The following is a 26486-nucleotide window of genomic DNA, read 5'->3' on the forward strand; positions in this document are numbered from 1 at the left end:
ATCGGTGGTGCGGGGGAGGGATCAGCGATGTCCAGGTGGGCATGGGTGTGCCTGCGGGTGGTGGTACTGGCGGTCAGCGTTCTCGGCCTCGTCCACGCCCCGTCGTGGGTGGAGGACGCGTACCGGGACCGGGTGACGTACGAACGGGCACCCCAGTGCCCCGCCGACGGCCCGGCCGGTGCCGACTGCTTCGAGTGGGTGAAGGGCGAAGTCGTCGACATGGGCACCAGAGGCTGCCCCGGCGACGGCTGCCCGCCCGAAGAACAACGGCTCCGCGTCCGCTACGGGCAGAACACCGTCTGGCTGACGGTCAAGGGCAGTACGTACGACGCCGCTCGGCGGGGCACCCCGGCCGACCTCCGCCTGTGGCGCGGCACCGTGGCCCGCGTGGAGGTCGGGGGTATCGCCACCTACTACCTCCCGCCCGCCGGGGGTTCACTGTTGTGGCGCCTGGCCGGCTTCTGGCTCCTGTCCGGGGTGGCGGTATGCGCGGCAGCGTGCTTCCGCCGGCGCTCCCTGGCCTTCACCGGCAGCGCCTGGCTGCTGCTGACCGCGCCGGTCGTCATGATCGCGGACACGGCTCTTCTCGGCACGCTGGGCGTGGTCGATGTGATCCTCGCGGCGATCCTGGCCGTGCCGGGCGTCATCGTGAGCGCTGTCGGGCTGCGGAAGGCCCAGGAGCGGTGAGCGCGCCCGCGCCTGTCCTGGCGGGGGAACGTAGCGTCCTTGATCGCGAACGTCCATGGCACGTTGCGTACGCACATACGGATCCGGCCATGCGCGCATGCGCTCAGCGCAGCCCGAGCACCATCGCGTCGTAGACCGGTGCCTCGTCCCACGGCTGTGTCCGCCCGACCTTCACGTACCCCCACGCCTCGTACGCGCGTTGCGCGGGCGCGGCCTCCGGCTCGGGACGCATCGTCAAGGCGACCCGCTCGACGCCGAGGCCGTCGACGAGCCGGGCGTGCAGCGCGCGGGCGATACCGCGTCGGCGCCGTGGCTTGCGGACGGCCAGCTCGATGATGGCGAAGGTACGCTCCCCGGTTTCCCGGGTGAACTCCTCCGGCAGCGGCGTGAACATCCCGTTCCACCACGAGGTGTCCGCCGGAAGCCGGTACCCAAAGGCGAACCCGACGACTTCGTCGTCATCGCGGGCGAGGAGCAACCGGAAGCCGGGGCGAAGGGCCTGGCGCTGGAAGCGCTCGATGAACTCGGCCACCTCCCGGGGGCCTTCGTTGTAGGGCGCCTCGACGTACACCTCCTCGTAGGCCGGGAGGAAGCCGTCGAGCAGGGCGGCCGCTTCAGGGCCGTCGCTCCGCTGGTATGTCGTCTCGGCCATGCCGTCCCTCCGGCCGGACTCAGAGCGGCCGTGCCTCATGGGCCATGGCGATGGCGTCGATACGGCGAGCGAGGTCGAAGTCCGCGTCGGTGAGTTTGTGACCGGCGTCGTGCGTGGTGATCGAGAAACGTACGTGATCCCACCGCAGGTCGATGTCCGCATGGTGTCCGATGAGCCGCTCCACGTCCGCGACGTGCACGATCAGGGCTACGCCGCCGTGGTAGCGGATGCCGAAGGCGCGGGTAATCGAGTCCTGCCGACGTCGCCAACCGGGCAACTCCCCGAGCCGCTTGGCGATCGCCTCTTCCGGCAGCGGCTCAACCGACACCTCGGTCACGTCATTCCCCTTCCGGTCATGGACGCGAGCACCACGTCGAGGTCCTGCCCGACCGGCTCATCGTGCCACGGCGCCATGGCTCGACGCAGCGTGTCCAGTTCGCGGCGCATGCGCATGGACCCTGTGTCCACGGCGATCCCGGCTGCCTCACGTCCGAGCTCGACGGCCTGGTCCGGTGCCTGGGACAGGGCTGCTGCCGTCGCCTGCCGTGCGAGAAAGACACCACGGTCACGCCGAGCGGTGACAGGGACGGTCGCCAGGACCTCCGACCACAACGCCATGGCCTCCGCGCCCAGCCCGAGACGTCCGTAGCAGGTTGCCCGCTGGACTTCGAGATAACCGGGAGTGCGACGGCAGGCGTTGCCCCATGGCAGGTCGTCGTCGACACGGCCCAGCAGCTCTGTCGCCTCGTCGATGAGACGGTCCACGGCATTCCGGTCGCGTCCGAGGCTCGCACCGTGTGCCTGCTGCTGAAGGGCCATCACCTGAACCTTGGGAGCCAGGGCGGAACGGTGCTCCAGTGCCGCCTCGCACAGGTCGACGACACCGTGCCCGTCCCCGAGATCGGTCCGTACCTGGGCCAGATTGACGAGCGAGTACCCGATCAGCTGCGGGTCCCGCGATCTCGTCGCGATCTCCTGGGTGATGCCACGCCAGAAGGTCGCGGCGCCGAGGTCTCCGGCGTCCTGGTAGAGCCAGCCGACCAGGGCCGCGTAGGCGGCGCCGACACGAAGCAGCCCCCGGCGGGTGTCGCCCTTCGCCGCCCGCGTCAGCCGGTCGATGAGCTCGTACTGAGCCGAGACGGTGCCGATGAGGTCGTGCGGGCCGAGAAGCATGTCGGCTCTGTAGTGGCCCTCGAGTTGCTGCTCGAAGTAGTCGATCAGGGCCGGGTCCACATGGCGTCGGGCGACGGGTCCGGCCGTCAGCGCGGCGGCCGTCACCGAGACGGAGACGCGCTGATCCAGACCACCGGGGACAGGGTGTTCCTCGGCGGCGACCCAGTCGGCGGGTGGTTCGAAACCGAGATCCTCCGGCCAGATGCCGAAGGCCGAGTGGAGAGCCACCGCGTAGTCCGCGCGCGGCCACCCCGGCCTTGAGGATTCCCACCGTCGCCATGTCCGTGCGGACACCTCGAACGTGTCGTCCCCCAATGCCTCGCGTCCGGCATCGGTGACTCCTCTGGCAGCGGCCTCGCCGGATCGCCATCCTCGTTTGAGCCGCGCGCCTTTGAGGATCGTGTTGCCGCTCGAGGGCGTGGGCTGGTGCTTCATTCGGGCTCCCGGACGTGGCCGTGGAACGGCCGCGCAGTGGCCGCCCGCCGGCCTGGCCGACGTATGTCGTGCGGCACCATCATCCCTTTCGTGACCACGGAACATACAGAACAGACCGGAAGCTTGACCCCAAGGGGCGACAGCCCTGACTCCGCCCGGGAAGCCTGCGCCGCGCGATGGCTCGTGTCTCGCGAGATCCACCCGCGCGAAGCGCGCGAGGCGTGGGTGCGGGGCGAACCCGCGATGATCAGGATGGGCATCCACGTCGAAGCCGTCCGGCTGCCCGCGAGGTTCGTGCACGCCCGGGCGGGCGGCGAGGACAGGGCGGCGGTCGAGGAGGTATTCCGGCAGGTGGGCATCGTCCGTGCCGTCATCGCCGACGCCCACCACCGCTGGTACTACGCACTCGTGCCACCCGGCACATCCGCCGCCACGGACGCCCCCCGGCTCGCCTGCTGCGGCGCCGGCGGCTACCTCGGCGTACCCCCGACGCACCGTGTCGGCCCACCCGGCACGTACTGGCTGCTCGCGCCGCCGACCTGCGAGGCGGACCTCTGTGACCTCGGCGCCCTGCGCGAGCTGGCCGCTGCGGCAGCCCGGGACTGAGGGCGTCGCGGCGCGCGGCGCGTACGCGCGCTCTGCCGCCGCCGACGACGATCTGCGCGAGCTGGTGGCGGCAGCCGGTGCCATTCCGGACGCCCGGAGCAGGGGACGGGCGCCCGAAGCGGCATCCGAACGCTTTGCGGGTTTATTACCCCGAATAGGTGGCCCCCCACGACTCCTGTGGCATGCTGGGTGCCGAAGGTGCCGTTCCGGCCCGCTTCGGCGTGTACGTCGGCGGCACCCGCGCTGTCCGTACGAGCGAGGAGGTGATCGGGATGACCAGTCGGAGTCCCGAGGGAAGTCCTCGCCACAGCGCACCTCTCCCGCGCACGGCCCGCTGACGCCGTATTTCCGCTGACACGTCGGCCGTTCGCCCATCGGTGACAGACCGCCCACGGTCCGTCCGCTGTCGCGTGTGATTCCCCTTCCCCGCTGGCCGTTGTTGTCGGCCTTTTTCTTCGCCTGAACCCGCGGACACGGGTGGTTTCCGCTGCCCTCCGCGCGTCGGGCCGTCATATCTTCACGCCCACTTTTCCGTGCCCACGGCGCGGCGAGGCACGTCCCCGTGCGCCACGCCGCCATGCCGTCATGCCCGGAGAGAGGTTCCGCCATGACCAACACCACCCTCACCCCCCAGAAGCTCGCACCGCCGGGCCGGACCCGCCGGGAGCGGAAGGCCGCCGAGCTCGAGGCCGGGACCCGTGTCGTCGCCGGGCGGCTCGCCCGGTACAGCGCCCTGCCCGGGGCGCAGGTGCTCCAGGACGTCCGCGCCACCCCGCAGGGGCTGCGGCAGGACGAGGCCGAGGAGCGTCTGGAGCGCGACGGCGCCAACGTCGTCGCCCACGACCGGGGCCCCCGCTGGTACGCCCAGCTGGCCAGGGCCTTCTGGAACCCGTTCATCCTGATCCTGACCGCCCTCGTCGTGATCATGTACGCCCAGTGGCTCCAGGTCGCCGACGAGGAGCCCTTCGACCCCAAGATCCCCATCCTCGGCGCGATGGTGCTGATCAGCGGCCTGCTGCGGTTCTGGCAGGAGTACCGGTCCTCCTCCGCGGCCGCCGCGCTGCGTGCCCTGGTCACCACCACCACGGCCGTCCAGCGCCGGGCCGGGCGGGATACCGCTCCCGCCACCGTCGAGATCCCCATGGACCGGGTCGTCAAGGGCGACGTCGTCCGGCTCGCCGCCGGCGACCTCGTCCCCGCCGATCTGCGGCTGCTCACGGCCAAGGACCTCATGATCAGCCAGGCCGCGCTCTCCGGGGAGTCGCTGCCCGCGCCCAGGGCCGACACCCGCGTCCACGACTACGGGCAGTCCACGACCACCGACCCCGTCGAGGCCGACAACCTCGCCCTCATGGGCACCTCCGTCACCTCCGGCACCGCCACCGGCGTGGTCGTGGCCACCGGCTCGGACACCTACTTCGGCTCCATGGCGGGCTCCCTCGTCGGCGAGCGCCCCGAGACCAGTTTCGACACGGGTGTGAAGAAGGTCAGCCACCTGCTGATCCGGTTCATGCTCGTCATGGTCCCGCTGGTCTTCGCGATCAACGGGTTCACCAAGGGCGACTGGGCCGAGGCCTTCACCTTCGCGATCGCCGTGGCCGTCGGCCTCACCCCCGAGATGCTGCCGATGGTCGTCACCACCAACCTGGCGCGCGGCGCGGTCGCCATGTCCCGCCACAAGGTCGTCGTCAAGCGCCTCAACGCCATCCAGAACCTCGGCGCCATGGACGTGCTCTGCACGGACAAGACCGGCACCCTCACCGAGGACCGCATCGTCCTCGACCGCTACCTCGACGTCCGTGGTGGCGAGGACAGCGAGGTACTCGAATACGCCTACCTCAACAGCCACTTCCAGACCGGGCTGCGCAATCTGCTGGACCAGGCCGTCATCGACCGCGTGCTCGAAGCCGAGGAGGTTGTCGTCGACGCCCGTTTCACGATGGTCGACGAGATCCCCTTCGACTTCGCCCGGCGGCGGATGTCGGTCGTGCTTGCCCGGAAGGAACTCACAGGGGCCGCCGCCGAGCACGTCCTCATCACCAAAGGCGCCGTCGAGGAAGTCCTCTCCCTGTGCACCCACATCACCGACCGCGGCGCCCGCGTCCCCCTCACCGACGCGCTGCGCCGTGAGGCGGCCCTGACCGCCGAGGCCAACAACCGCCTCGGCCTGCGCGTCCTCGCCGTCGCGACCCGTACGACCCCCGCCGACCGCGAGACGTACACCGTCGCCGACGAGGCCGAACTCACCCTCATCGGCTTCCTCGCGTTCCTCGACCCGCCGAAGAAGGACGCCGCCCGCGCCCTCCAGGCGCTCGCCGACAGCGGCATCGCCGTCAAGGTCGTCACCGGCGACAACGAGCTGGTCGCCGCCCGGGTCTGCGCGGACGTCGGCATCGACGTCGGCCGCGTCGTCACCGGAGCGGAGATCGACGAGCTGGACGACGCCGCGCTGCGCGAGCTGGCGGCCGCGACCACCGTCTTCGCCAAGGCGAACCCCGTGCAGAAGGCCCGGATCGTCCGCGCCCTCCAGACCGAGGGGCACACCGTCGGCTTCCTCGGCGACGGCATCAACGACGCCGCCGCGCTGCGCGACGCCGACGTCGGCATCTCCGTCGACACGGCCGTCGACATCGCCAAGGAGTCCGCCGACATCATCCTGCTGGAGAAGGACCTCATGGTCCTGGAGCAGGGCGTCATCCAGGGTCGGCAGACCTTCGGCAACACCATCAAGTACATCAAGATGACGGCCTCCTCGAACTTCGGGAACGTCTTCTCCGTCCTGGTCGCCTCCGCCTTCATCCCCTTCCAGCCGATGCTGGCCATGCAGCTGCTCGTGCAGAATCTCGCGTACGACATCTCGCAGCTGGCCACCCCCTGGGACCGGATGGACAAGGAGTACCTGCGCGAGCCCCGCGCCTGGGACGCCCGGGGCATCGGCCGCTTCATGCTCGTCCTCGGGCCCACCAGCTCCGTCTTCGACATCACCACCTACCTGCTGATGTGGCATGTCTTCGGGGCCAACAGCGAGGCGCACCAGGCGCTCTTCCAGTCCGGCTGGTTCGTCGAGGGCCTGCTGACCCAGACCCTGGTCGTCCATATGCTGCGCACCCGGAAGATTCCCTTCCTGCGGTCCCGGGCCACCGCGCCCGTGCTGGTGATGACCGCGCTGATCATGGCGTTCGGCATCTGGGTGCCGTTCTCCCCGCTCGCCGGGGTGCTCGGGATGCAGGCGCTGCCCCTGACGTACTTCCCGTGGCTGGCCGGCACCCTGCTCGCCTACTGCCTGCTGACCCAGGGGGTGAAGACCTGGTACATCCGCAGGTTCAACACCTGGCTCTGAGCGGCCGATAAGAGAGCGATACAACGGACTGGGAGGGGCGGATCATGGCCATGGTTCACGAGTGGCAGCTCGCGGCCAACATCGGGGCCGGACTGGGCTTCGGTGCGATCATCGGGCTGGAGCGGCAGTGGCGGGCCAGAATGGCGGGGCTGCGCACCAACGCGCTCGTCGCCGCCGGATCCGCCCTCTTCGTCCTGCTCTCCACCTATGGCTTCAGCAGCGCCACCAGCACCACCGGCTACGACGGCTCGCGCGTCGCCGCGCAGATCGTCTCCGGCATCGGCTTCCTCGGCGCGGGCGTCATCATGCGCGACGGACTGAGCGTGCGTGGCCTCAACACCGCCGCCACGCTGTGGTGTTCGGCAGCAGTCGGCGCCCTCGCCGGGACCGGGCTGTACGTCCTCGCCGCCCTCGGCACGGTCGGGGTGGTGGGCGCCAACACCCTGCTGCGCCCGCTCGCCCGGGGGCTGGACCGGGGCGCGTACGGCGGGGCCGAGGTCGTCACCGACTACCACTTCGAGGTGGTCTGCACCGAGCCCGAGGAGGCGCACGTCCGGACGCTCGTCGTCCAGGCCGTGACCCGGCCCGGCTTCCGGCTGCGCTCGGTGCACAGCCGGGACGCGGAGACGGCGGGGAAGGTGACGGTCTCGGCCGAGATCGGCACCGAGCGCCGGGACGACAGCCTCCTGGAGGAGGCCGTCAGCAGGCTCTCGCTGGAGCCCGCCGTCTCCGCCGTCAGCTGGACCGTGCTCCACGGCCCGGACGATGACGACGACAACGGCGGTGACGACGACTACACGGCGGGGCGCCGGGCCAGGCGCCGGGTGCGGAACCTCTTCACCGGCCGGTGACGCCGCCGGTGACGCCGAGGGCGCCCGCGCAAGGAGGCGTCCGGCCCTGTGCACCGGGCGCGGGGTGCTGTACGTTCGCGGGTGATCCGGCGATGGGAGAGTTTCAGCGTGACTGGCGTGAACGGTTCGAACGCGTCGGAGGCGCCGGAGGCGTCGCGCACGCCGCTGTTCGTCAAGATCTGCGGGCTGCGCACGGCCGAGGACGTGGACACGGCCGTCGAGGCCGGGGCCGACGCCATCGGCTTCGTCTTCGCGCCGGGCGGCCCGCGCACGGTGGACCCCGCCCTCGCCCGTTCGCTGGCCGAGCGGGTGCCCGGGCACGTCCTGACCGTCGGAGTCTTCCGCGGCCAGCCCGTGGCCGAGGTGCGCGCGCTGGCGCGGGCCGCGGGCGTCCGGGCCGTACAGCTCCACGGCGACGAGGGGCCCGCGCACTACGCGGAGCTGCGGCCCGACGGCTGGACGCTGATCCGCGCCACCTCCAGTCACGGTGAGCCGCCGGTCCTCGGCGAGCTGGGGGAGGACCTCCTCCTGCTCGACGCCCCGGCCCCCGGCTCCGGTGAGCCGTGGGACTGGTCCGCCGGGAGCTTCACCCCGCCGGCGGGCCGCTGGATCCTCGCCGGGGGGCTGAACCCCGGGAACGTGGCGGACGCCATCCGCACCACGACCCCCTGGGGCGTGGACGTCTCCAGTGGCGTGGAGGCGCGGCGCGGAGTAAAGGACCCGTATTTGATCAGGGAGTTCATCCAGGTCAGCCGCTCGGTGGGATGATTCCGGCCGTCGGGTCAGGGCCAACTCCGGCCCACGCGTGTAGACTTCGAACGCCAGCGCGGTAGGTGAACGCCTGTCCTGGCATATCCCCCTGACAACCCTCCAACGGCTCGCGGCGCCCTCGAAGCGCCGCGCGGTTCCGGCCTGTCCGCGAACCGGAAGCTCACGATCTCCAGCACCCGAGAACCTCGCACCACCTTGCACTTCGCACGTCCGTGTACGGCAAGAGCGTCGGTCAGGAACTTCGGTATTCCAGAGAGTGAGGCGGCGAAATGTCCGCGAACGACTGTCAGAGCGACTGTAAATTGACCGGTACCTGGCTCGGTGAGGTCGATCTGCAACCGATCGCCGAACGAGTGGGGACACCGGTCTTCCTCTACAGCGAAGCACAGATCGTCAAGAACATAGGACGCATACAGAGCGCCGCCGAGGCGGCCGGTATCGGCTCCCGCGTGGAGCTCTACGTCCCCTTCTTCCCCAATTCCAACCCCCATGTCCTGCGGCCCTTCCAGGACCTGGGCGTGGGCGTCCTGCTCCAGCTGCCGAGCGAGTACGAGCTCCTCACGAAGTTCGGCTTCGACAAGTTCATCGTCTCCCCCGGCCATGTCTCCGACGACGAGATCAGCTTCTGGGACCGGGCGGGCTACCCCACCTTCCTCTCCAGCCTGGACGAGGTCTCCCACTCGCTGCGCAACGACGCCCCCTCGATCAGCGTCCGGATCGACAGCCTCGAGTCCGGGAAGCCCGGCATCAAGCTCAGCGAGCTCAAGAACCTGTCGGACCTGCTGGAACGGCACGGGCGCGACCTCGACTGCCTTGAGGTCTACTGCGGAAGCGGCAACTCCCTCGATGACATGGTCGGCATCATCGAGACGATGTTCACCATCTTCCAGACCCACTTCCCCAAGGCCCACTCCATCAACTTCGCGGGCGGCCACGGCTTCGTCTACGAGAAGTGGGACGAGACGGAGAAGCACTTCGACTGGGGCCAGTACTTCAAGGCGCTGCGGGCGAGCGCCGACCGGATGGGCATCCCGGAGCATGTGAAGTTCCTCTTCGAGCCGGCCCGGGACGTGCTGGCCGACACCGGGGCCCTCCTGCTCAGCGTGGAGCGCAACGTCATCACCAACTCCGTCGGCAGCCTCGTCGTCACCGACGGCTCCCGGATGCTGATGCCCTCGGCCCAGCTCCGCGACCGCCGCCACAACGTGGTCTTCCTCGACGGCGACATGAAGGAGATCCCCGCGGGGGACTCCACCGGCGGTGTCAAAGCGGCGCTGCGCGGCCGCAGCATCCTGCGCCACGACTACATCCTGCCCGGCGAGTACCGGGTGCCCGAGGGCGTCGACGCCCGCAGCCACATGCTGATCCTCGACGTCGGCGCCTACTGCGCCACGCAGCACATGGAATTCCTCAACATCCCGCCGGCGGCGGAAGTCCTCGTGGACACCGCCGGAACGCCGCACCTCATCACCGCCCGCGGTGGCGACCTCGACAAGTGGCGCCATCTGCTCGACGAGAAGCAGGCCGTGAAGCTCTAGCGTGCGTTCTTCGCGAGGAGTGATTCGAGGAGTGAGTTCCGTGCACGAAGTGAACGCCCCCATCGAACTGTTCCGTGAATGGTTCCGGGACGCCGAAGCCAGCGAGGTCAACGACCCCAACGCCATGTCGATCGCCACCACCGACGCCGACGGACTGCCCGACGTCCGCATCGTGCTGCTCAAGGGGTTCGACGCCGACGGGTTCGTCTTCTACACCAACAGCCGGTCCCAGAAGGGCCGGGAGCTCGCCGGCAACATGCGGGCCGCCGGCGCCCTGCACTGGAAGTCCCTGCGCCGCCAGGTGCGCTTCCGGGGCCCGGTCGAGCATGTCACCGACGCCGAGGCCGACGCCTACTTCGCGTCCCGCGCCCGGGACAGCCGCATCGGCGCCTGGGCCAGCCTCCAGTCCCAGCCGCTGGCCGACCGCACCGAGCTGGAGGCGGCCGTGGCCCGCGAGACCGCCCGCTTCGGCGAGGGCGAGGTGCCGCGCCCGCCGCACTGGCTCGGCTACCGGGTCCGGCCGGTCTATGTGGAGTTCTGGACCGAAAAACCGTTCCGGCTGCACGACCGGCTGATATTCACGAGGGAGAAGCCGGAGGGCGAGTGGGACCGTAAGCGGTTCTACCCGTAGCGGGCACCACCCGTGGGCGCGGGCCGGCGGCGCCGTCCCCGGACGGCGACCACCGGCGGCGCCGCCCTCCGGTCCCACCGGTCCATCCGTACAGCGAGCAGGGACAGAACCATGTACTTCACGCATGCCGATCCGGTCTGGAACGCCCACCCGCGCCTGCGCGCGGTCACCCTGGCCGTCGACGGCGTCCTCGGGATGACCAGCGGCCACGAGAGCGGCCGGGAGCGCCGGGAGGCGCTCACCGCGCGCGTCGAGGACCGGCTGGCCGCGGCGAGCGAGTCCGCGATGCCGGAGATCGCCGCCTGGCGCGAGGCGTTCTCCAGGATGGGGCTCAAGCCGACCCAGTACCGATGCGCCTCGGAGGCGCTGCTCCGGCGCTACCGCAAGGAGCGGAACCTGCCGGGCTTCCACCCGCTGGTCGACTACCTCAACGTCGTCTCCATGGCCTTCGCCATCCCCATCGCCGTCTTCGACTGCGACAAGGTCACGGACGGCATCACGGTCCGCCACGCCGACGGCTCGGAGGTCCACCGGACCTTCCAGGGCGAGACCGAGCACCCCGCCCCCGAGGAGATCGTCTTCACGGACGCGGCGGGCCATGCGCACTCCCGGCGCTGGACCTTCCGCCAGAGCGCCCTGTCCGTCGTCTCCAAGGAGACGGACCGCGCGCTCATCGTGGCGGAGGCGCTGCACCCCACGGCCGCCGAGGACCTCGAGGCGCTGCAGCGGGAGCTGACGGCCGGGCTGCCGGAGGCCGGGGTGCGGATCGCGGCGTCCCGGAGGATCGACACCACGGATCGCCGGCTGGAGTTCTCGTACGCGCGACGAGATGAGGAGACAGCATGAATCCGATACCCGACCCCACCACCGGTCTCGACAACGTACGGCGGGCCGTCGCCGAGGCCTGCGCGCGAGCGGACCGCGAGCCCGGCTCGGTGACGCTCGTCGCCGCGTCCAAGACCGTGCCCGTGGAGGTCCTGGAGCAGACCATCGAGGCCGGCCACCTGGTCTTCGGCGAGAACCGGGTCCAGGAGGCCAAGGCCAAATGGCCGGAGCTCCGCGGCCGATGTCCGGACCTCGAACTCCACCTGATAGGGCCGCTCCAGAGCAACAAGGCCCGCGAGGCGGTGGCGCTGTTCGACGTCATCCACTCCGTGGACCGGCCCAGCCTGAGCGCGGCGCTGGCGCGCGAGTGCGTCCGGCAGGAGCGCAGGCCCCGGCTGTTCGTCCAGGTCAACACGGGCAAGGAGCCGCAGAAGGCCGGTGTGCTGCCGGACGACACGGACGCCTTCCTGACGGACTGCCGGGAGACTCACGGCCTGGACGTCGTGGGGCTGATGTGCATCCCGCCGGCCGGTGAGCCGCCGGAGCCGCACTTCTCCATGCTGGCGAAGATCGCGGCCCGCAACGGTCTGGAACAGCTCTCCATGGGCATGAGCACGGACTTCGCGACGGCCGTCGAGTACGGCGCCACGCATGTGCGCGTGGGCAGCGCGATCTTCGGCTCCCGGCCTCCGCTGAATCCTTCCGGCACGGCCTGAGCCGCACCGGGCGGCCCGGTCAGGATCCTGACCGGGCCGCCGCCCGTGCATGCCCTTCTTCCGTCCGAGGATCCGTCCACGACGAACACCGGGTCCACGACACACACCGGCCCCTGGAGAACCGCTCGCATGGAGAACCGCACACCCCGCCGCCCCGCCCGTTACGACATCCTCTTCGAACCCGTACGGATCGGCCCGGTCACCGCGAAGAACCGCTTCTACCAGGTGCCCCACTGCAACGGCATGGGCCGGGCCTTCCCCAGCTCGATGGCCGCGATGCGCGGCGTCAAGGCCGAAGGCGGCTGGGGCGTCGTCGTCACCGAACAGTGCGACGTCCACCACTCCGGCAACCACCAGCGGGAGATCAGGATCTGGGACGAGAAGGACCTGCCCTATCTCACCCGGGCCACCGACGAGATCCACCGGCACGGCGCCCTCGCCGGCGTCGAACTCGCCCACAACGGCTCCTACGTCGGCAATCTGGAGAGCCGGACCATACCGGTCGCCCCGAGCCTGAAGGCCGTCCGGGGCAACCTCCCCATCACCGCCCGGGCCATGGACAAGGACGACATCCGCGCCGTCCGCCGCTGGCACCGCACGGCCGCGCTCAACGCCAGGCGCGCGGGCTTCGACATCGTCTACATCTACGCGGGCCACGACATGACGCTGCCCGTCCACTTCCTCTCCCGCCGCCACAACCACCGCACCGACGAATACGGCGGCAGCCTGGAGAACCGCGCCCGGCTGCTGCGCGAGCTCATCGAGGACGCCAAGGAGGCCGTCGGCGACACCTGCGCCGTCGCCGTACGCTTCGGCGTCGACGAGCTGATGGGACCGCGCGGCATCGGCGCCGAGGACGAGGGGCGCGACGTCGTCGAGATGCTCGCCGAGCTCCCCGACCTCTGGGACGTCAACCTCAGCAACTTCGACAACGACGGCCAGACGTCCCGGTTCAGCGACGAGGCCTTCCAGCAGAACTACGTCAAGTTCGTAAAGAGCGTCACCAGCAAACCGGTCGTCGGCGTCGGCCGGTTCACCTCGCCCGACACCATGGTCTCCATGATCAAGGGCGGCACGCTCGACCTCATCGGCGCGGCCCGCCCCTCCATCGCCGACCCCTTCCTGCCGAGGAAGATCGAGGAAGGACGCTTCGACGACCTCCGCGAATGCATCGGCTGCAACATCTGCGTCGCCGGCGACAAGGCGAGCGTGCCCATGCGCTGCACCCAGAACCCCACCATGGGCGAGGAGTGGCGGCGCGGCTGGCATCCCGAGTACATCCCGCCCAAGGACACCGACGACACCGTCCTCGTCGTCGGCGCCGGCCCCGCCGGCCTGGAGGCCGCCCGTGCCCTGGGCCAGCGCGGCTACGACGTCATGCTCGCCGACCGCGACCGCGAACTGGGCGGCCGGGTCACCCTGGAGAGCCGGCTGCCCGGGCTGGGGGAGTGGGCGCGGGTGCGCGACTGGCGGCTCACCCAGCTGCGCCGTATGCCCAACGTCCAGCTGCTGCCGGACAACGAGATCACCGCCGAGATGGCCCTGGAGGCCGAGTGCTCGCTCGTCGCCGTCGCCACCGGCGCCGCGTGGCGGGCGGACGGGGTGGGCCGCTACCACAGCTTCCCCATGGAGATACCGGCGGACACCCCCGTCTTCACCCCGGACGACATCATGGCCGGCCGGCTGCCGTCCGGCCGGGTCGTCGTCTTCGACGACGACCACTACTACATGGGCGGAGTGATCGCCGAACGTCTCGCCGAGCACGGCTGCGAGGTCACGTTCGTCACGCCCGACAGCGTGGTGTCGTCGTTCACGCAGTTCACGGCGGAGCAGAAGCGCGTCCAGCGGCGGGTGATGGAGAAGTGCGCCGCCGTCCACACGTCGAAGGCGCTCCTGCGGGCCGAGCCCGGTGCCGCCCGGCTGGGGTGTGTGTACACGGGCCGGGAGACGGAGGTCGCCGCCGACGCGTTCGTCCTGGTCACGGGCATGGTGCCGCGTGACGAGCTGTACACCGGGCTACGGGCGTACGGCGAGGACGTCCTGGGCGCGGCGGGCATCCGGCGCGTCGTCCGGCTGGGCGACTGCCTGGGCCCGGGGATCATCGCGGCAGCCGTTCACAGCGGCCATCTGTTCGCCCGCACCCTGGACACCGCGATCACCGATGAGACGCCGTACCGGCGGGAGAACGTCGAGCTCGACTGGGACCAGCCGCTGCCGCTGAGCAGCGGCGGTGTGTGGGCACGGGAGAAGAGGCAGGGGCATGGACGGCAGCTCTGACGACGCCCGGTTCGAGGAGTTCAAGGACCTGGTCCGCAAGGTGGCGACCGGCGCCACCCTCACCCGCGACGAATCGGCCCGCGCCTTCGACCTGATGATGGCGGGCCGGGCGACGCCCTCCCAGATGGGCGGGCTGCTGATGGCGATGCGGATGCGCGGCGAGACCGTGGAGGAGATCACCGGCGGGGTGATCGCCATGCGGGCGAGGATGCGCGGGGTCCAGGCGCCGCCCGGGGCGATGGACCTGCTCGGCACGGGCGGTGACTCCTCCGGCTCGTACAACATCTCCACCTGCGCGGCGCTCATCGTCGCGGGGGCGGGTGTGCCGGTGGCCAAGCAGGGCAACCGGGCGCTGTCGTCGCGCAGCGGCGCGGCGGACGTCCTGCGCGCGCTGGGCGTCCGGATCGATCTGCGGCCGGAGGACGTGGCGCGCTGTATCGCCGGGGCCGGGATCGGCTTCATGTTCGCCCCCGACCACCACCCGGCGACGGGGCACGTCCACCCCACCCGTGTCGAGCTCGGCACGCGCACCGTCTTCAACCTCATGGGACCGCTGACCAACCCGGCGGGCGTACGGCGGCAGATGGTCGGCGTGTTCGCCGAGGAGTGGGTCGAGCCGCTGGCGCGGGTGCTGGGCGAACTCGGCTCGGAGCGCGCCTTCGTCGTCCACGGTTCGGACGGCCTCGACGAGATCACCACCACCGGGCCCACCACCATCGCCTCGCTGGAGAACGGCACGGTGCGGGTCTTCCGGGTGAGCCCCGAGGACGTCGGACTGCCGCGCGCGACACCCGAGTCGCTCAAAGGCGGCGACGCGCGAGCCAACGCGGAGGCGCTGCGCGGCGTTCTTACGGGGGAGAAGGGGCCGTACCGCGACATCGCGGCGTTCAACGCCGCGGCGGCACTCGTGGTCGGCGGCCGGGCGAAGGACCTGAAGGACGGCATGGAGCTCGCCACGGAGTCGATCGACGGCGGGGAAGCGCACCGCAGGCTGGAACGACTGATAGCGGAATCCAACCGGCACGATGCCCACCGAAGCGAAGGAGCGTAAACGGATGCCCGGCTTTCTCTCCAGGATCGAAGCGGCCAAGCGTGAGGAGATCGCTGCCGCGAAGCGCGACCGCCCCCTCGCGTCGCTGGAACGCGAGGCGGCCGCCGCACCGGCCCCGCGCGGCTTCCTGACGGCCGTCGAACGTCGCGCGGCCCGGGGCGAGTACGCCCTGCTCGCCGAGATCAAGAAGGCGAGCCCGTCCAAGGGCCTCATCCGCGCCGACTTCGACCCGCCGCTCATCGCCCGCGCCTTCGAGGCCGGGGGCGCGGCCTGTCTGTCGGTGCTGACCGACACCCCGTCCTTCCAGGGCGGCCCGGAGCATCTCGTCGCGGCTCGCGAGGCGACGGAACTCCCGGTGCTCCGCAAGGACTTCATGTACGACCCGTACCAGGTCGTCCAGGCGCGCGCGTGGGGTGCCGACTGCATCCTGATCATCATGGCCGCGGTCGACGACGCGGCGGCGAAGGACCTGGAGGACACCGCGTTCGACCTCGGCATGGACGTCCTGGTCGAGGTGCACGACGAGGCGGAGCTGGAGCGGGCGGCCCGGCTGCGCTCCCGCCTCCTCGGCATCAACAACCGTGACCACCACACCTTCGAGACGACGCTCGCCACCAGTGAACGGCTGGCGCCGAAGGTGCCCAAGGACCGGGTGATCGTGGGGGAGAGCGGTCTGTCCTCCCCCGCCGACCTGGCCCGGCTCGCGCGGGTGGGTATCTCGACGTTCCTGGTGGGCGAGAGCCTGATGCGCAACCCGGACATCGAGGCGGCGACTCGGGCCCTCCTGACCCGTCAATTCCCGCACAGCGGCCCGGAGATCGAGTAGAAACGTATCGTCACTCGATACACACAGCAGCAAGAGGAGTATGGCCCGTGGGCATCGAATTCCTGGTCACGTCCTTAATCGTGACCGCCTCACCCGGCACCGGCGTTCTCTACACGCTGGCCACCGGCCTCTCTCGCGGCTTCCGCCCGAGCATCGTCGCCGCGTTCGGATGCACCCTGGGCATCGTTCCCCACATGGCGGCCACCATCATGGGCCTGGCCGCCCTGATGCACACCAGTGCCCTGGCCTTCCAGACCTTCAAGTTCCTGGGCGTGGCCTATCTGCTCTACGTCGCCTGGAACACCTGGCGCGACCGGGGCACTTTGAGTGTGGAGGAGCAGGCGGGCGAGCCGCCGTCCGTGGTGCGGGTGATCTGGACGGGCATTCTGCTCAATATCCTCAACCCCAAGCTGACCATCTTCTTCCTGGCCTTCCTCCCGCAGTTCGTCAGCACGAACGAGGCGCACCCGGTGCCGCGCATGATCGAGCTGAGCGCTGTCTTCATGCTGATGACCTTCGTCATCTTCGTGGGCTATGGGCTGCTCGCGGCCTCGGTCCGCGACCATGTGATCTCCCGGCCGCAGGTCATGACCTGGATGCGCCGCACCTTCGCGGGGGCGTTCGTGGCGCTGGGCGCGAAGCTGGCGTTCACCAACATCTGAGGTCCGCGAATATCTGAGGTTCACAGACATCTGAGAGAGCTCGCCGGCTGGGACTCCAGCAGCCGCTCCAGCCGGCGCCTCGCCTCGAAACCCTCCCGGGGCAGATGCACGGTCACCCGCAGGTCGTGCCGGCTCGACGGATGCAGCACCAGATGGTCGAAGGTCATCTCACCGAGCACCGGATGGAGCACGGCCTTCGTACCGTTCGACTCCTTGCGCACGTCGTGCTGGTCCCACAGTTTCGCGAACTCCGGGCTCCGGGCGTTGAGCTCGCTCGCGATGGCGGTGAACCGCCCGTCATCGGGATAGGCCGCGGCCGACCCCCGGAAATCGGCCACGACCTGCGGCGCCAATGTGTCCCAGTTCGCAAAGAAAGACCGGTACTTGGCGTCCGTGAAGAAGGAGATCAGGCAGTTCTGCCCGTATCCCCGCAGTCCGAAAACCGCCTGTGCTGACTCGTTGATGATGACGAAATTCCACCAACGGTCGAGAACATAGGCGGGATAAGGGGACCAGGCGTCCACCAGCCGCTCCAGCTCATGCATCAGCGCGGAGTTCTCGAGGATCTTCTCCTCCGGCGGCTTGAGCCCGACCAGCTGATAGAGATAGGCCCGCTCGGCGTGGTCCAGGCGCAGCACACGACCGATCGACTCGACTACCGAGTCCGATACGTTGATCGTCCGCCCCTGTTCCAGCCAGGTGTACCAGGAGACTCCTATACCGGCGAGGGTGGCGACCTCCTCGCGGCGCAGGCCGGGCGTACGCCGCAGTCCGCGCCCCGGAAGACCGACGTCCTCCGGTCGCACCCTGGCACGGCGCGAACGCAGGAACGCCCGCAGCTCCTCCCGCCGCTGAGGCACCTGCTCCGTCCGGTCGGCTGCTGTCGTGTGGGTGGTGGTCATGACACCACCATAAGTTGGCTCTACTCATGTCCGGGTAATACCGCGCACGATGGTGGGCGTGATCAACCACCCGCCCCGCGCGGAAAGCCGCCCAACCCCCGGGGTGGCTTCCCACAAGGGGTGGCGGCGGAGGCGCCGGCGGGCAGCCGGCGCCTCCGCGCGATGCCGGGCGATATGCCGGAGCACTTCCGGCCGTCGTTTTTATCTCCACTTATTTCATCCCCCATCGATCGATTCGGGTATTTCATGACGCTGAACATTGCGGGTGCGGCACGCTTCGACGGCAAGGTCGCCCTGATCACCGGCGGTGCCACCGGCATGGGGTTCGCCACCGCCCAGCTCTTCCTGGCCGAGGGCGCCAAGGTCGTCATCACCGGGCGCAGCGAGGACCGCCTCAAGCTCGCGGCCGAGCGGCTCGACGGAGGAGACCGCCTCCTGACCGTGGCCGCCGACGTCTCCAAGCCCGCCGACCTCGCGCGGCTGACGGACGAGGTGCGCGAGCGGTTCGGCCACCTCGACGTGGTGTTCGCCAACGCGGGCGTCGGGGTCTTCAAGCGGATCGAGGAGTTCACCGAGGAGGACGTCGACTACGTCGTCGACGCCAACTTCAAGGGCGTCTTCTACACCGTCCAGAGCTCCCTGCCGCTGCTCCGCGACGGCGGGTCCATCGTCATCAACGCCTCCTGGACCCTTCACCGGGGCCTCGCCATCGGCTCCCTCTACGCGGCGACCAAGGCCGCGGCCGCCAACCTCGCCAAGACCCTGGCCAGCGACCTCGCCGACCGGCGCATCCGGGTCAACTCGGTCAGCCCCGGCTACATCGACACCGACATGTTCCGCGAGTCCGTCCCCACCACCGAGGCGCGCGAGGACAGCGCCGCCCAGTCGGTGCAGAAGCGGGTCGGTACCCCGGAGGAGGTCGCCTCGACCGTCGCCTTCCTGGCCTCCGACGCGGCGGCCTTCGTCAACGGCGTCGACCTCCTGGTCGACGGCGGCGTCGTCAACGCCATCCCCGCGTAGGTTCCCGCGCCGCCCCGGCGGCCCGCCGGCGATCCCTTCGAACAGGAGTCAGGACAGGACATGCGTTCCATCGAGACGTTCGTCAATATCGACGCTCCCCTGGAAACGGTGTGGGACGTCATCGTGGATTTCGACCGCTACGGCGAGTGGAATCCCTTCATCCTGGAGGCCCGCGGCAAGGCCGAGGCCGGCCAGCAGCTGTGGCTGCGCATGCAGCGCCCCAAGAAGCCGCGGGAAGAGGTCCACACCCCCACGGTCACCGTGGTGGAGAAGAACCGCCACCTCCAGTGGTCCGGTGTCATCCGGAACGCCACCGTCTTCCGGGCCCGGCACGAGTTCCTCCTGGAGGAGACCGACTCCGGTGTACGGCTCCGCCAGCGGGAGGACTTCGGCGGCCTCACGATTCCGTTCGCCGGCGGCATGATCTGGCGCATCGAGGAGGGCTTCCTGCTGATGAACGCCGCCCTGAAAGTACGAGCCGAAGCCCTGCGCTGATGCGCGAGTGACGAAGGAGCACGCGAAGTGGATGCCCTGTTAACCGAACGCACACGCCGGACGAGTCCCGCGATCACCTTGTGCGCGGTGCTGTTGACGCTGCTGATCCTGCCGACCTCGGTGACCGGATCGGGGGTGGCGCTCCCTCATATCGGTCAGGACACCCACGCGTCGCTGGACGCGTTGCAGTGGGTGGTGCACGGGTACAACCTGACCTTCGCGAGCTTCATGCTGGCCTGTGGCTCCCTGGCCGACCTGATCGGCCGGCGGCGGATGTTCGTGGCCGGCGCCGTGGTGTTCACGGTCGCCTCGCTGGTGAGCGCCGTGGCGAGCGACATCATCCTGCTCGACCTGGTGCGCGGCGCGGCCGGTGTCGGCGCCGCCGCCCTGCTGACCAGCGGCAGCTCCATCCTGGCCACCACCTTCGACGGCGCGGCCCGCACCAAGGCGTTCGCCGCCGTCGGCATCGCCACGGGCGCCGGGCTCGCCCTGGGTGCCATGGTGGCGGGTGTGCTGGCCGACACGCTCGGCTGGCGCTCGTTCTACGGGGCCCACGCCGTGCTCATGGTGCTGGTGCTGTTCGCCATCCCGTTCATGCGGGAGTCGCGCAACGAGTCGGCGGCCAAGGTGGACTGGGCGGGCACCGTCACCTTCGTCGGCAGTCTCTTCCTGCTGATGCTCGGCATGGTCGAGGGCCCGCAGTGGGGCTGGGCGAGCGCCGGAGTGCTCGGCATGCTCGTGGGCTCGGTACTGCTGATGGCGCTCTTCGCGCTGGTGGAGCGGCGTGTACCGCACCCCATGTTCGACCTGAAGCTGCTGCGCAACGGCAGGTTCATGGCGCTGTGCCTGATCCCCGTGGTCGTCACGTTCGCGTTCGTCATCCTGCTGCCCCTGCTGCCGAACTACCTGCTGGTCGCGAACAAGTCGAGCAGCCAGGCGGCCGGCACCATGATGCTGCTGATGACCCTGCCCATCCTGATCACCCCGCTGCTGGCCGGCCGACTGGTGAAGTGGGGCTGGAGCAACCGGGCCGTGTTCGCCGCGAGCCTGGTGTGCCTGACGGTCGGCGTCGCGTGGCTGGCCCTGGTGCTCGAACCCGGTGTCGGCGCCGGAGCGCTGGCCGGACCCCTGATCACGCTCGGCGTGGGACTGGGGCTCAACTTCGGCCTGGTCGACGGAGCGGTGCTGGACGTCGTCCCGCCCGAGGCCACCGGAACGGCGGCCGGCTTCCTCAACACCCTCCGCCTGGGCAGCGAGGCCGTCGTCATCGCGGCCGCCGGCTCGGCCCTGGTCAACCTGATGCAGAACTGGCTGAACGACGGCCTGGACCGGTTCCCCGCCTACCGCGGCGAGCCCGTCGAGCTGGCCAACAGCGTCAACTCGGGCGACCTGACCGGACCGTTGTCGAAGCTCCCGGAGAACGTCCGGCCGGGCTTCTTCGACTTCGTCACCGACGGCTTCACCGACGCCTGGCACGTGGTCCTGTGGGCGAGCGCCGCGATCTGCGCGGTGCTGTCCGTGGCCATCTACGTCATGCTCCGGGAGCCCGGGCGGCAGCCCGCGACGGCGGACGCCCCGGTGGCCGCCGGGCCGAAGAAGAACGAGGTCACCGCGGACACCCTCTCGTAAGGGCCGTACCCCGTGGTGCACAGGGCGGGCGATCCCACCGGGTCGCCCGCCCCTCCGCGTTCCGGCCGCCTCAACGTTCCCTCCTCCTGGCCGGTTTGACCACGAATCCCCGCTTGTAGGCATGGGTGATGATCTCCGTGGCGACATCCGTGATGTTGGGAATGCTCCCCAGCCGCTCGCTCAGGAAGCGGTAGAGGTCCGCCTCGTGCTCCAGGCACACCTCCACGATCAGGTTCTGGACGCCGGTGATGGCGGCGCAGTAGCGCACCTCGGGTGAGGAGGCCAGCGCGACACCGACGGTCTCCAGCGCCGCAGGGTGCACTTTGAGACACATTTGAGCCTGGACAGGCCTGCCCAGCAGCTCCGGTTCGACCTCCGTGCGCAAATAGAGCATGCGCCGTTCGAGCAGGGACGTGACACGCCGGCCCGCCGTCGCCACCGAGAAGCCCAGCTCCCGCGCCAGGTCGGTGAGGCTGACCCGGGCGTTCCGGATCAGCTCCTCCGCCACGCGCCGGTCCGTGGCGGTCAGCTCGTAGCGGTCCGCGGGATCGGGGAGGGGCCGTATCGCGCAGTTGCGCAGCGCCGTCTCCTCCTCCGCCGTCAGCACCGGTACGCGCCACTCGGCCGCGGTGACGAAGGTCTTGAGGGTGGTGTGCACCTCGACCTTCCTGATCCGGGGGATTTCCGGAAACCCCTCTGCTATCAGGGTGTGGAGGCCCGGCCGGTGCGCCACGATCATCTCGCACCACAGCACGTCGCTGCGCCCGCTGACCGCGACGACCCGGCGCAGGTCGTCCCGCCGGACCAGCGCCCGCGCCACCTCCTCCAGCGCCCCGCACTCCGTCTCGAGCCGCAGTTGAACAGCGTTTCCCAGGCCGCACCGCATGGTGTCGTAGACCGCCGTCGGCTGGATGGCCCCCCAGGCGATGAGCCGGTGGACGCGCCGGGCGACGGTGCGCTCGTGCTCCCCCAGGATCCGCCCGATTCCGCCCACTCCGGCCCGCGGACTGATCTGGAGAGCCGCGACCACGCGTCTGTCGTCTTCATCGAGAATGTCGGAATCTTTCACCATGGCTCGATCATTGCAAGGTAGCTAACGAAGCGCATAGGTCTGTTGTCTGAACTCACCGGTCAGTGGGAAAATCGGCAACAGACAGCGACGCAAGTCTGGACACGCGCTGTCAACGGGGGGATGAGAGTGGCGTGCGCGCCTGCGACGGCCTTGCCGGGCCATGACGCGTCCGCTCGCTCTGTCCCGGGCACGGAGACCGTGCCAGGGCTTCGATGCGCGCCGCCTGGTGAGGCGCGACACCGCAAGGGTTTGCAGTCCGGGGACGTGCCGGACAGGCGAATCGTGGCCGCGGCCGCCGATGACGTCGGCCGCCCTTCCCTCCCGCCGTGGGCGCTGCCATGTGCGTACGCCGCGCCCTGTCTCGACAGACGGGAAGCCGCCCGGACCGATTCCGCGTCCGTTTCCCGGCTTCACGAACGGACGCCCGGCACCTGATCCGTGCGACCAGCCCTCAGGGCCCGTTCCACGACTCACACTCGGGAAGACGCTATGGAATTTCGCACCCTCGGAAACCTGGCCCTTTGCATCGACGGACGGGACATCACACCGACCGCCCCCAAGCAGAGACAGGCCCTCGCCCTGTTGCTGCTGCGCACCGGGCAGCGCGTCAGCATGCCCACGCTCATCGACGAGATCTGGGACGGCAGCCCGCCGCGCACGGCCATGACCGCCCTCCAGACCTATATCGGGGTCATCCGCCGCACCATGGCCGAGGCCGGCGGCACCACGGTCAAACAGGTCACGGCGGAACGGCTGATGACGGACGGCAACACCTATGTGCTGCGCGTCGCCGACGACGAATGGGACAAGCCCGCCTTCGACCTGTTCGTCCAGCGCGGCCGGGAGGCCGTCGCCCAGGGCGACGCGGCGGAGGCCGAACGGCTGCTGAGAATGGCGCTCTCCCGCTGGCGGGGGCAGCCCCTCGGCAACGTACGCCTCGGCAGGATCCTCGCCCCGTACGCCGAGCGCCTGGGCGAACTGCACCTGGGCGCCCGGGAGCTGCTGGTGGAGGCGCTGCTGCGGATGCGCAGGTCGCAGGAGGCCGTGGAGGAGGCCACGGAGCTCGCCTCCGAGTTCCCGTACCACGAGAACGTCCACGCGCAGCTGATGCGCGCGCTGTACGGGGCCGGCCGCAGGGCGGCCGCGCTCGAGGTCTACCAGCGGCTGCGCAGCCGGATGGGCGAGGCGCTCGGCATCTCCCCTTCACCGAGCGTCAACACCCTCCACCATGTGATGCTCCAGGACGAACCGGACGAGCAGTTCCTGGCGTTGTCGGGCGCGGCCCGGTAAGGCGGCGGGCCCACCGGGAGAGGGAGCGCGCCGTGCGGGCTTTCCCTCCCCGGCGGACCCGTCAGGTCAGCCGCTGATGCCAGGGAGCTGTCCGCCCCCCACTTCCCGGACGTAGGCGCCCAGCCGGGCATCGTCCCCCACCGCCACGGGATGGCCCACGGCGCGCAGCAGGGCGAGGTCGGAGGAGTGGTCGCCGTACGCGGCGGCCCGCTCCGGCGGAATGCCGCGGCGCGCCATCAGCCCGCGGGCCGCGGCCGCCTTGTACGGGCCGATCATGGGCGTCGGCAGCCGGCCCGTGTAGACGCCCGCCTCGATCTCCGGCTCGCTGCACAGCAGCAGGTCGGCGCCCAGGAGTTCCCGGACCGGCTCCAGACAGGGCGGGAACGAGCCGGAGACCAGGACGGTGAGCGCCCCCGCCTCGCGGTGGCGGTTCAGGGCCGCCACCGCCGGGTCGTGGAGCGCGCCGCCGGCCGCCAGTTCCGCGGCGAACCAGGCCCGGCCGTGGGCCATGACCTCGGCCACCGGCCGGCCCGTGTAATTGCGGTAGTACTCGCGGTTGGTCTCGTCCCGGGGGACGCCCTCGGCGGCCAGCAGGCGCAGCTCCTCCTCCGCGAGCCGGGCGCGGTCCGGCGGCAGACCGCGCTCGGCGAAGTGGTGGGCGAGGAAGCGGAACATGCTCTTGAAGGTGAGCAGGGTCTCGTCCACGTCGAAGAAGGCCACGTCCACCGGTGCGTCGACGGCGCCCGCGGGGGCCGTCCGCTCGATCGGGGCGCTCACTTCGCGGTGGGGCAGCCCGGGTCGGCCGCGGGCTTGGAGAAGGGGGCGCCGGCCGGCAGGACGTCCGTGATGTAGAGCACCACCGGCTCGGTGCCCCGGTTGACGCCGTAGTGCACCTCGTCGGGGCCGGTGGGCTCGACCAGGGCGTCGCCCGGCTTGATGGCGCGGACGGTGCAGTCGGCGCCGTTGATGCGCGTCAGCGTCCCGGACTTGATGACGGCGATCTCCGCTCCGACGTGGTAGTGCCAGCCGGTGGCGACGCCCGGCGGGATGACCGCCTTGCGGTACACCAGATGCCGGGGGCCGTCGGCGTCGACCTTGAACGGCAGGCTGGAATCGCCCTCGGAGAGGGTCTCGCTGGTGATCGGGCCGGGGGCGGCCTGCGGGGCCGGCTGCCCGGCCGACGCGGCGGCGTTGGCCACCCCGCCCGCCGTCAGGCACAGCGCGGCGACCATCGCGGTGTAGCCGAGCGCGCGCCGGTGGGCACGGAAAAAGGGCATAACGGACATCGCGTGCTCCTTGATGTGGTTCAAGTGATGGGCGATTTCGCTGAGAAAGGTTCGCTGAGAAAAGAGAGGAAGGACGGCGTGGACGGCCCGGAAGGGCGGTCAGACAGCGGCTGTCCGGGCCTCGTGGGCCAGGAAGGCGCGCACGCCCCGGCCGGAGGTCTTACGGCCGAGGAACCCGTGGTCCACGAGGTTCCGCAGCAGGTCGGCGGGGGCCAGTTCGGGCCGGCCCGAGTCCTCGTACAGGCGGTGCTGCACCTCGAGGGCGACGTCGGCGCCGACGACGTCCAGGAGCCGGGTGGGGCCGACGGGCTGACCGCCGACGGACTTCATGACGGAGTCGAGCAGCGCGGGCGTGACCGAGGGGTGCCGCAGCGCGGCCAGGGCGTCGTTCAGGTAGGGGAACAGCAGGGCGTTGACGATGAAGCCGGTACGGTCGCCGCACTCCACGCCCGCCTTGCCCAGACGGGCGAGGACGGCGCGGGCCCGGGCGACCGCGGCCTCGCCGGTGTGCTCGCCGCGGACCAGCTCCACCAGCTCCATGGCGGGCGCCGGATTGAAGAAGTGGAGGCCCAGGACGTCCTCGGGGCGCCCGGACGCGGCGGCGCAATCGCGCACCGAAAGGCTGGAGGTCGTGGTGGCCAGCAGGGTGCCGGGGGCGCACAGCGTGCCGAGCCGGGCGAAGAGGTCGCGCTTGACGCCGAGGTCCTCGACGACCGCCTCCACCACGATGCCCGCGCCGGCGACCGCCGTGAGATCGATGGTGCCGGTCCACCGGCCGAGGTGCTCGGCGAGCCGCTCCTCGTCGGCGCCGGCCCGCAGCAGCCCGAACTCGACGGCCTCCCGGGCGTCGGCGGCCTTGCGTTCCGTGCGGGCCACGAGCACGGTGCGGTAGCCGGCGCGCAGGAACACCTCGGCGATCCCGGTGGCCATCGTGCCGGAGCCGATGACGGCTACGGTCCCGGTGGGGTCCGCCGGTCCACCGGCCCCGCCCGCCGGGGGGCGGGCCGTCGCGCCCGCCGGGTCCGTGCCGGGCGGGGCCGGCGCGAAGCGGTCGCCCAGACGCCGGTGGAGCCCGCGCAGGATGTCCCCGGCCGTGCGGTGGCCGACGGCGTCCAGGATCTCCAGCGGCCCCTCGGCCCAGCCGCAGCCCAGGCGTACCGCCGTGTCGAGGGAGTCCCGGTCCGCGTAGCCGTCGTGGCGCATCCACGCCGCCTGGTTGAGGAAGCCGAAGAGCAGCCGCGGGGCGAGGGAACCGGGCACGTCGGGCACGGCGTGCGTGGTCACCCCGGCCCGGTCCAGCAGCGCGGCGACACTCGCCGCGGCCTCGTCCGAGGTATGGGGGGCGCGGGCCAGCTCGGCCGCGTCGAGCCGGTCGGCGCGGGCGAAGCGCAGGGCGAGCAGCTCGCCGCCCGCCACGTCGGCCAGTTCGGCCGCAGGCGTGGTGAGCGCCGTGGTCACCACGGGCGCGCCGGTCCGGCGGTGGCGGGCGATCGCGGCGAGTACCTCCCGTTTGCCGGGTTCGGGCTCGGGCACGGCCTCCAGCACCACATCGGCGGCGGCCACGGCGGAGAGGTCCGCCGTCACCTCCACCCCGGTGCGCCGGGCGCGCGCGGCGGCTTCGGCGTCCGGCTCCACGCCGATGGTGCGGATGCCGGCGGCGGCAAGCCGCCGGGCCAGTCCGGCGCCTGCGGCGCCGAGTCCGACGACCGCGGCGGTGCCGGTAGTGCTCGCTGTCATGGGGTTCCTGCCTT

The 26486-nt window shown here is 70.6% G+C and carries 25 protein-coding genes; 17 read left to right on the forward strand and 8 right to left on the reverse strand.

From position 1 onward, the window contains the following. The first annotated feature begins 27 nt into the window (after positions 1 to 27). Positions 28 to 687 (forward strand): hypothetical protein, encoded by a 660-nt coding sequence (locus RM609_RS24100; RefSeq protein WP_311613630.1) that lies wholly within the window; start codon positions 28 to 30, stop codon positions 685 to 687. Between the two features lie 103 nt (positions 688 to 790). Here RM609_RS24100 and RM609_RS24105 read toward each other — a convergent pair whose 3' ends face one another. From RM609_RS24105 to RM609_RS24115, 3 genes are read right to left on the reverse strand one after another with little or no spacing between them, the layout of a single operon-like run. After that, entirely contained in the window at positions 791 to 1339 is a 549-nt protein-coding gene (locus tag RM609_RS24105; protein WP_311613631.1) for a GNAT family N-acetyltransferase, read from the reverse strand. A gap of 19 nt (positions 1340 to 1358) precedes the next feature. Further along, positions 1359 to 1667, reverse strand: a complete 309-nt coding sequence (locus RM609_RS24110; protein ID WP_311613744.1) for a 4a-hydroxytetrahydrobiopterin dehydratase — start codon at positions 1665 to 1667, stop codon at positions 1359 to 1361. 5 nt (positions 1668 to 1672) lie between these two features. Continuing rightward, the gene (locus tag RM609_RS24115; RefSeq protein WP_498073171.1) at positions 1673 to 2947 is read right to left on the reverse strand and encodes an NsdA family TPR-like regulatory protein; all 1275 of its coding nucleotides are present in this window, start codon (positions 2945 to 2947) and stop codon (positions 1673 to 1675) included. A 183-nt stretch (positions 2948 to 3130) separates the two neighbouring features. On the opposite strand from RM609_RS24115, the gene RM609_RS24120 reads away from it, so the two are divergent. From RM609_RS24120 to RM609_RS24175, 12 genes are all read left to right on the forward strand, one after another. Further along, a complete protein-coding gene (locus tag RM609_RS24120; RefSeq protein ID WP_311613633.1) occupies positions 3131 to 3553 on the forward strand; it encodes a hypothetical protein in 423 nt (140 codons plus the stop codon). A gap of 607 nt (positions 3554 to 4160) precedes the next feature. Beyond that, a complete protein-coding gene (gene mgtA, locus RM609_RS24125) occupies positions 4161 to 6893 on the forward strand; it encodes a magnesium-translocating P-type ATPase (RefSeq protein WP_311613634.1) in 2733 nt (910 codons plus the stop codon). Positions 6894 to 6937: 44 nt separating this feature from the next. Next, positions 6938 to 7744 (forward strand): MgtC/SapB family protein, encoded by an 807-nt coding sequence (locus RM609_RS24130; protein ID WP_311613635.1) that lies wholly within the window; start codon positions 6938 to 6940, stop codon positions 7742 to 7744. A 117-nt stretch (positions 7745 to 7861) separates the two neighbouring features. Next, entirely contained in the window at positions 7862 to 8512 is a 651-nt protein-coding gene (locus RM609_RS24135; protein ID WP_311613636.1) for a phosphoribosylanthranilate isomerase, read from the forward strand. 305 nt (positions 8513 to 8817) lie between these two features. Beyond that, entirely contained in the window at positions 8818 to 10053 is a 1236-nt protein-coding gene (locus tag RM609_RS24140; protein WP_311613637.1) for a hypothetical protein, read from the forward strand. 40 nt (positions 10054 to 10093) lie between these two features. Then, entirely contained in the window at positions 10094 to 10684 is a 591-nt protein-coding gene (pdxH, locus tag RM609_RS24145; protein ID WP_311613638.1) for a pyridoxamine 5'-phosphate oxidase, read from the forward strand. 111 nt (positions 10685 to 10795) lie between these two features. Further along, positions 10796 to 11530, forward strand: coding sequence for a B3/B4 domain-containing protein (locus tag RM609_RS24150; protein WP_311613639.1), 735 nt, complete (start codon positions 10796 to 10798; stop codon positions 11528 to 11530). Continuing rightward, entirely contained in the window at positions 11527 to 12225 is a 699-nt protein-coding gene (locus RM609_RS24155) for a YggS family pyridoxal phosphate-dependent enzyme (protein WP_311613640.1), read from the forward strand. The genes RM609_RS24150 and RM609_RS24155 overlap by 4 nt, the downstream gene beginning before the upstream one ends. Before the next feature lie 129 nt (positions 12226 to 12354). Beyond that, positions 12355 to 14502, forward strand: a complete 2148-nt coding sequence (locus RM609_RS24160) for an oxidoreductase (protein WP_311613641.1) — start codon at positions 12355 to 12357, stop codon at positions 14500 to 14502. Beyond that, positions 14486 to 15553, forward strand: a complete 1068-nt coding sequence (gene trpD / locus RM609_RS24165; RefSeq protein ID WP_311613642.1) for an anthranilate phosphoribosyltransferase — start codon at positions 14486 to 14488, stop codon at positions 15551 to 15553. The genes RM609_RS24160 and trpD overlap by 17 nt, the downstream gene beginning before the upstream one ends. A 4-nt stretch (positions 15554 to 15557) precedes the next feature. Next, positions 15558 to 16379 (forward strand): indole-3-glycerol phosphate synthase TrpC, encoded by an 822-nt coding sequence (trpC, locus tag RM609_RS24170; RefSeq protein ID WP_311613643.1) that lies wholly within the window; start codon positions 15558 to 15560, stop codon positions 16377 to 16379. Positions 16380 to 16426: 47 nt separating this feature from the next. Further along, positions 16427 to 17041 (forward strand): LysE family translocator, encoded by a 615-nt coding sequence (locus RM609_RS24175; protein WP_311613644.1) that lies wholly within the window; start codon positions 16427 to 16429, stop codon positions 17039 to 17041. A gap of 20 nt (positions 17042 to 17061) precedes the next feature. Here RM609_RS24175 and RM609_RS24180 read toward each other — a convergent pair whose 3' ends face one another. Next, entirely contained in the window at positions 17062 to 17943 is an 882-nt protein-coding gene (locus RM609_RS24180; RefSeq protein ID WP_311613645.1) for a helix-turn-helix transcriptional regulator, read from the reverse strand. A 246-nt stretch (positions 17944 to 18189) separates the two neighbouring features. On the opposite strand from RM609_RS24180, the gene RM609_RS24185 reads away from it, so the two are divergent. From RM609_RS24185 to RM609_RS24195, 3 genes are read left to right on the forward strand one after another with little or no spacing between them, the layout of a single operon-like run. Next, entirely contained in the window at positions 18190 to 18963 is a 774-nt protein-coding gene (locus tag RM609_RS24185) for an SDR family NAD(P)-dependent oxidoreductase (RefSeq protein WP_311613646.1), read from the forward strand. Between the two features lie 60 nt (positions 18964 to 19023). Then, complete coding sequence (locus RM609_RS24190; RefSeq protein WP_311613647.1) at positions 19024 to 19458, forward strand: SRPBCC family protein; 435 nt, start codon at positions 19024 to 19026, stop codon at positions 19456 to 19458. Positions 19459 to 19485: 27 nt separating this feature from the next. Next, positions 19486 to 21087 carry an MFS transporter gene (locus RM609_RS24195; RefSeq protein WP_311613648.1) on the forward strand — a complete coding sequence of 534 codons (1602 nt, stop codon included), beginning with the start codon at positions 19486 to 19488 and terminating at the stop codon, positions 21085 to 21087. 70 nt (positions 21088 to 21157) lie between these two features. On the opposite strand, the gene RM609_RS24200 is transcribed toward RM609_RS24195, so the two are convergent. Then, the gene (locus tag RM609_RS24200) at positions 21158 to 22159 is read right to left on the reverse strand and encodes an Lrp/AsnC family transcriptional regulator (RefSeq protein ID WP_311613649.1); all 1002 of its coding nucleotides are present in this window, start codon (positions 22157 to 22159) and stop codon (positions 21158 to 21160) included. 489 nt (positions 22160 to 22648) lie between these two features. Between RM609_RS24200 and RM609_RS24205 the strand changes: the two genes are divergently transcribed. Then, positions 22649 to 23449 carry an AfsR/SARP family transcriptional regulator gene (locus tag RM609_RS24205; protein ID WP_311613650.1) on the forward strand — a complete coding sequence of 267 codons (801 nt, stop codon included), beginning with the start codon at positions 22649 to 22651 and terminating at the stop codon, positions 23447 to 23449. A 66-nt stretch (positions 23450 to 23515) separates the two neighbouring features. On the opposite strand, the gene RM609_RS24210 is transcribed toward RM609_RS24205, so the two are convergent. The 3 genes from RM609_RS24210 to RM609_RS24220 form a co-directional block, all read right to left on the reverse strand. Then, positions 23516 to 24226 carry an HAD family hydrolase gene (locus RM609_RS24210; protein ID WP_311613651.1) on the reverse strand — a complete coding sequence of 237 codons (711 nt, stop codon included), beginning with the start codon at positions 24224 to 24226 and terminating at the stop codon, positions 23516 to 23518. Beyond that, positions 24223 to 24735, reverse strand: a complete 513-nt coding sequence (locus RM609_RS24215; RefSeq protein WP_311613652.1) for a cupin domain-containing protein — start codon at positions 24733 to 24735, stop codon at positions 24223 to 24225. The genes RM609_RS24210 and RM609_RS24215 overlap by 4 nt, the downstream gene beginning before the upstream one ends. Before the next feature lie 99 nt (positions 24736 to 24834). Then, positions 24835 to 26472 (reverse strand): 3-hydroxyacyl-CoA dehydrogenase family protein, encoded by a 1638-nt coding sequence (locus tag RM609_RS24220; RefSeq protein ID WP_311613653.1) that lies wholly within the window; start codon positions 26470 to 26472, stop codon positions 24835 to 24837. Positions 26473 to 26486 lie beyond the last annotated feature (14 nt).

Source organism: Streptomyces hesseae (assembly GCF_031845785.1).
In the GTDB taxonomy this organism is placed as follows: domain Bacteria; phylum Actinomycetota; class Actinomycetes; order Streptomycetales; family Streptomycetaceae; genus Streptomyces; species Streptomyces hesseae.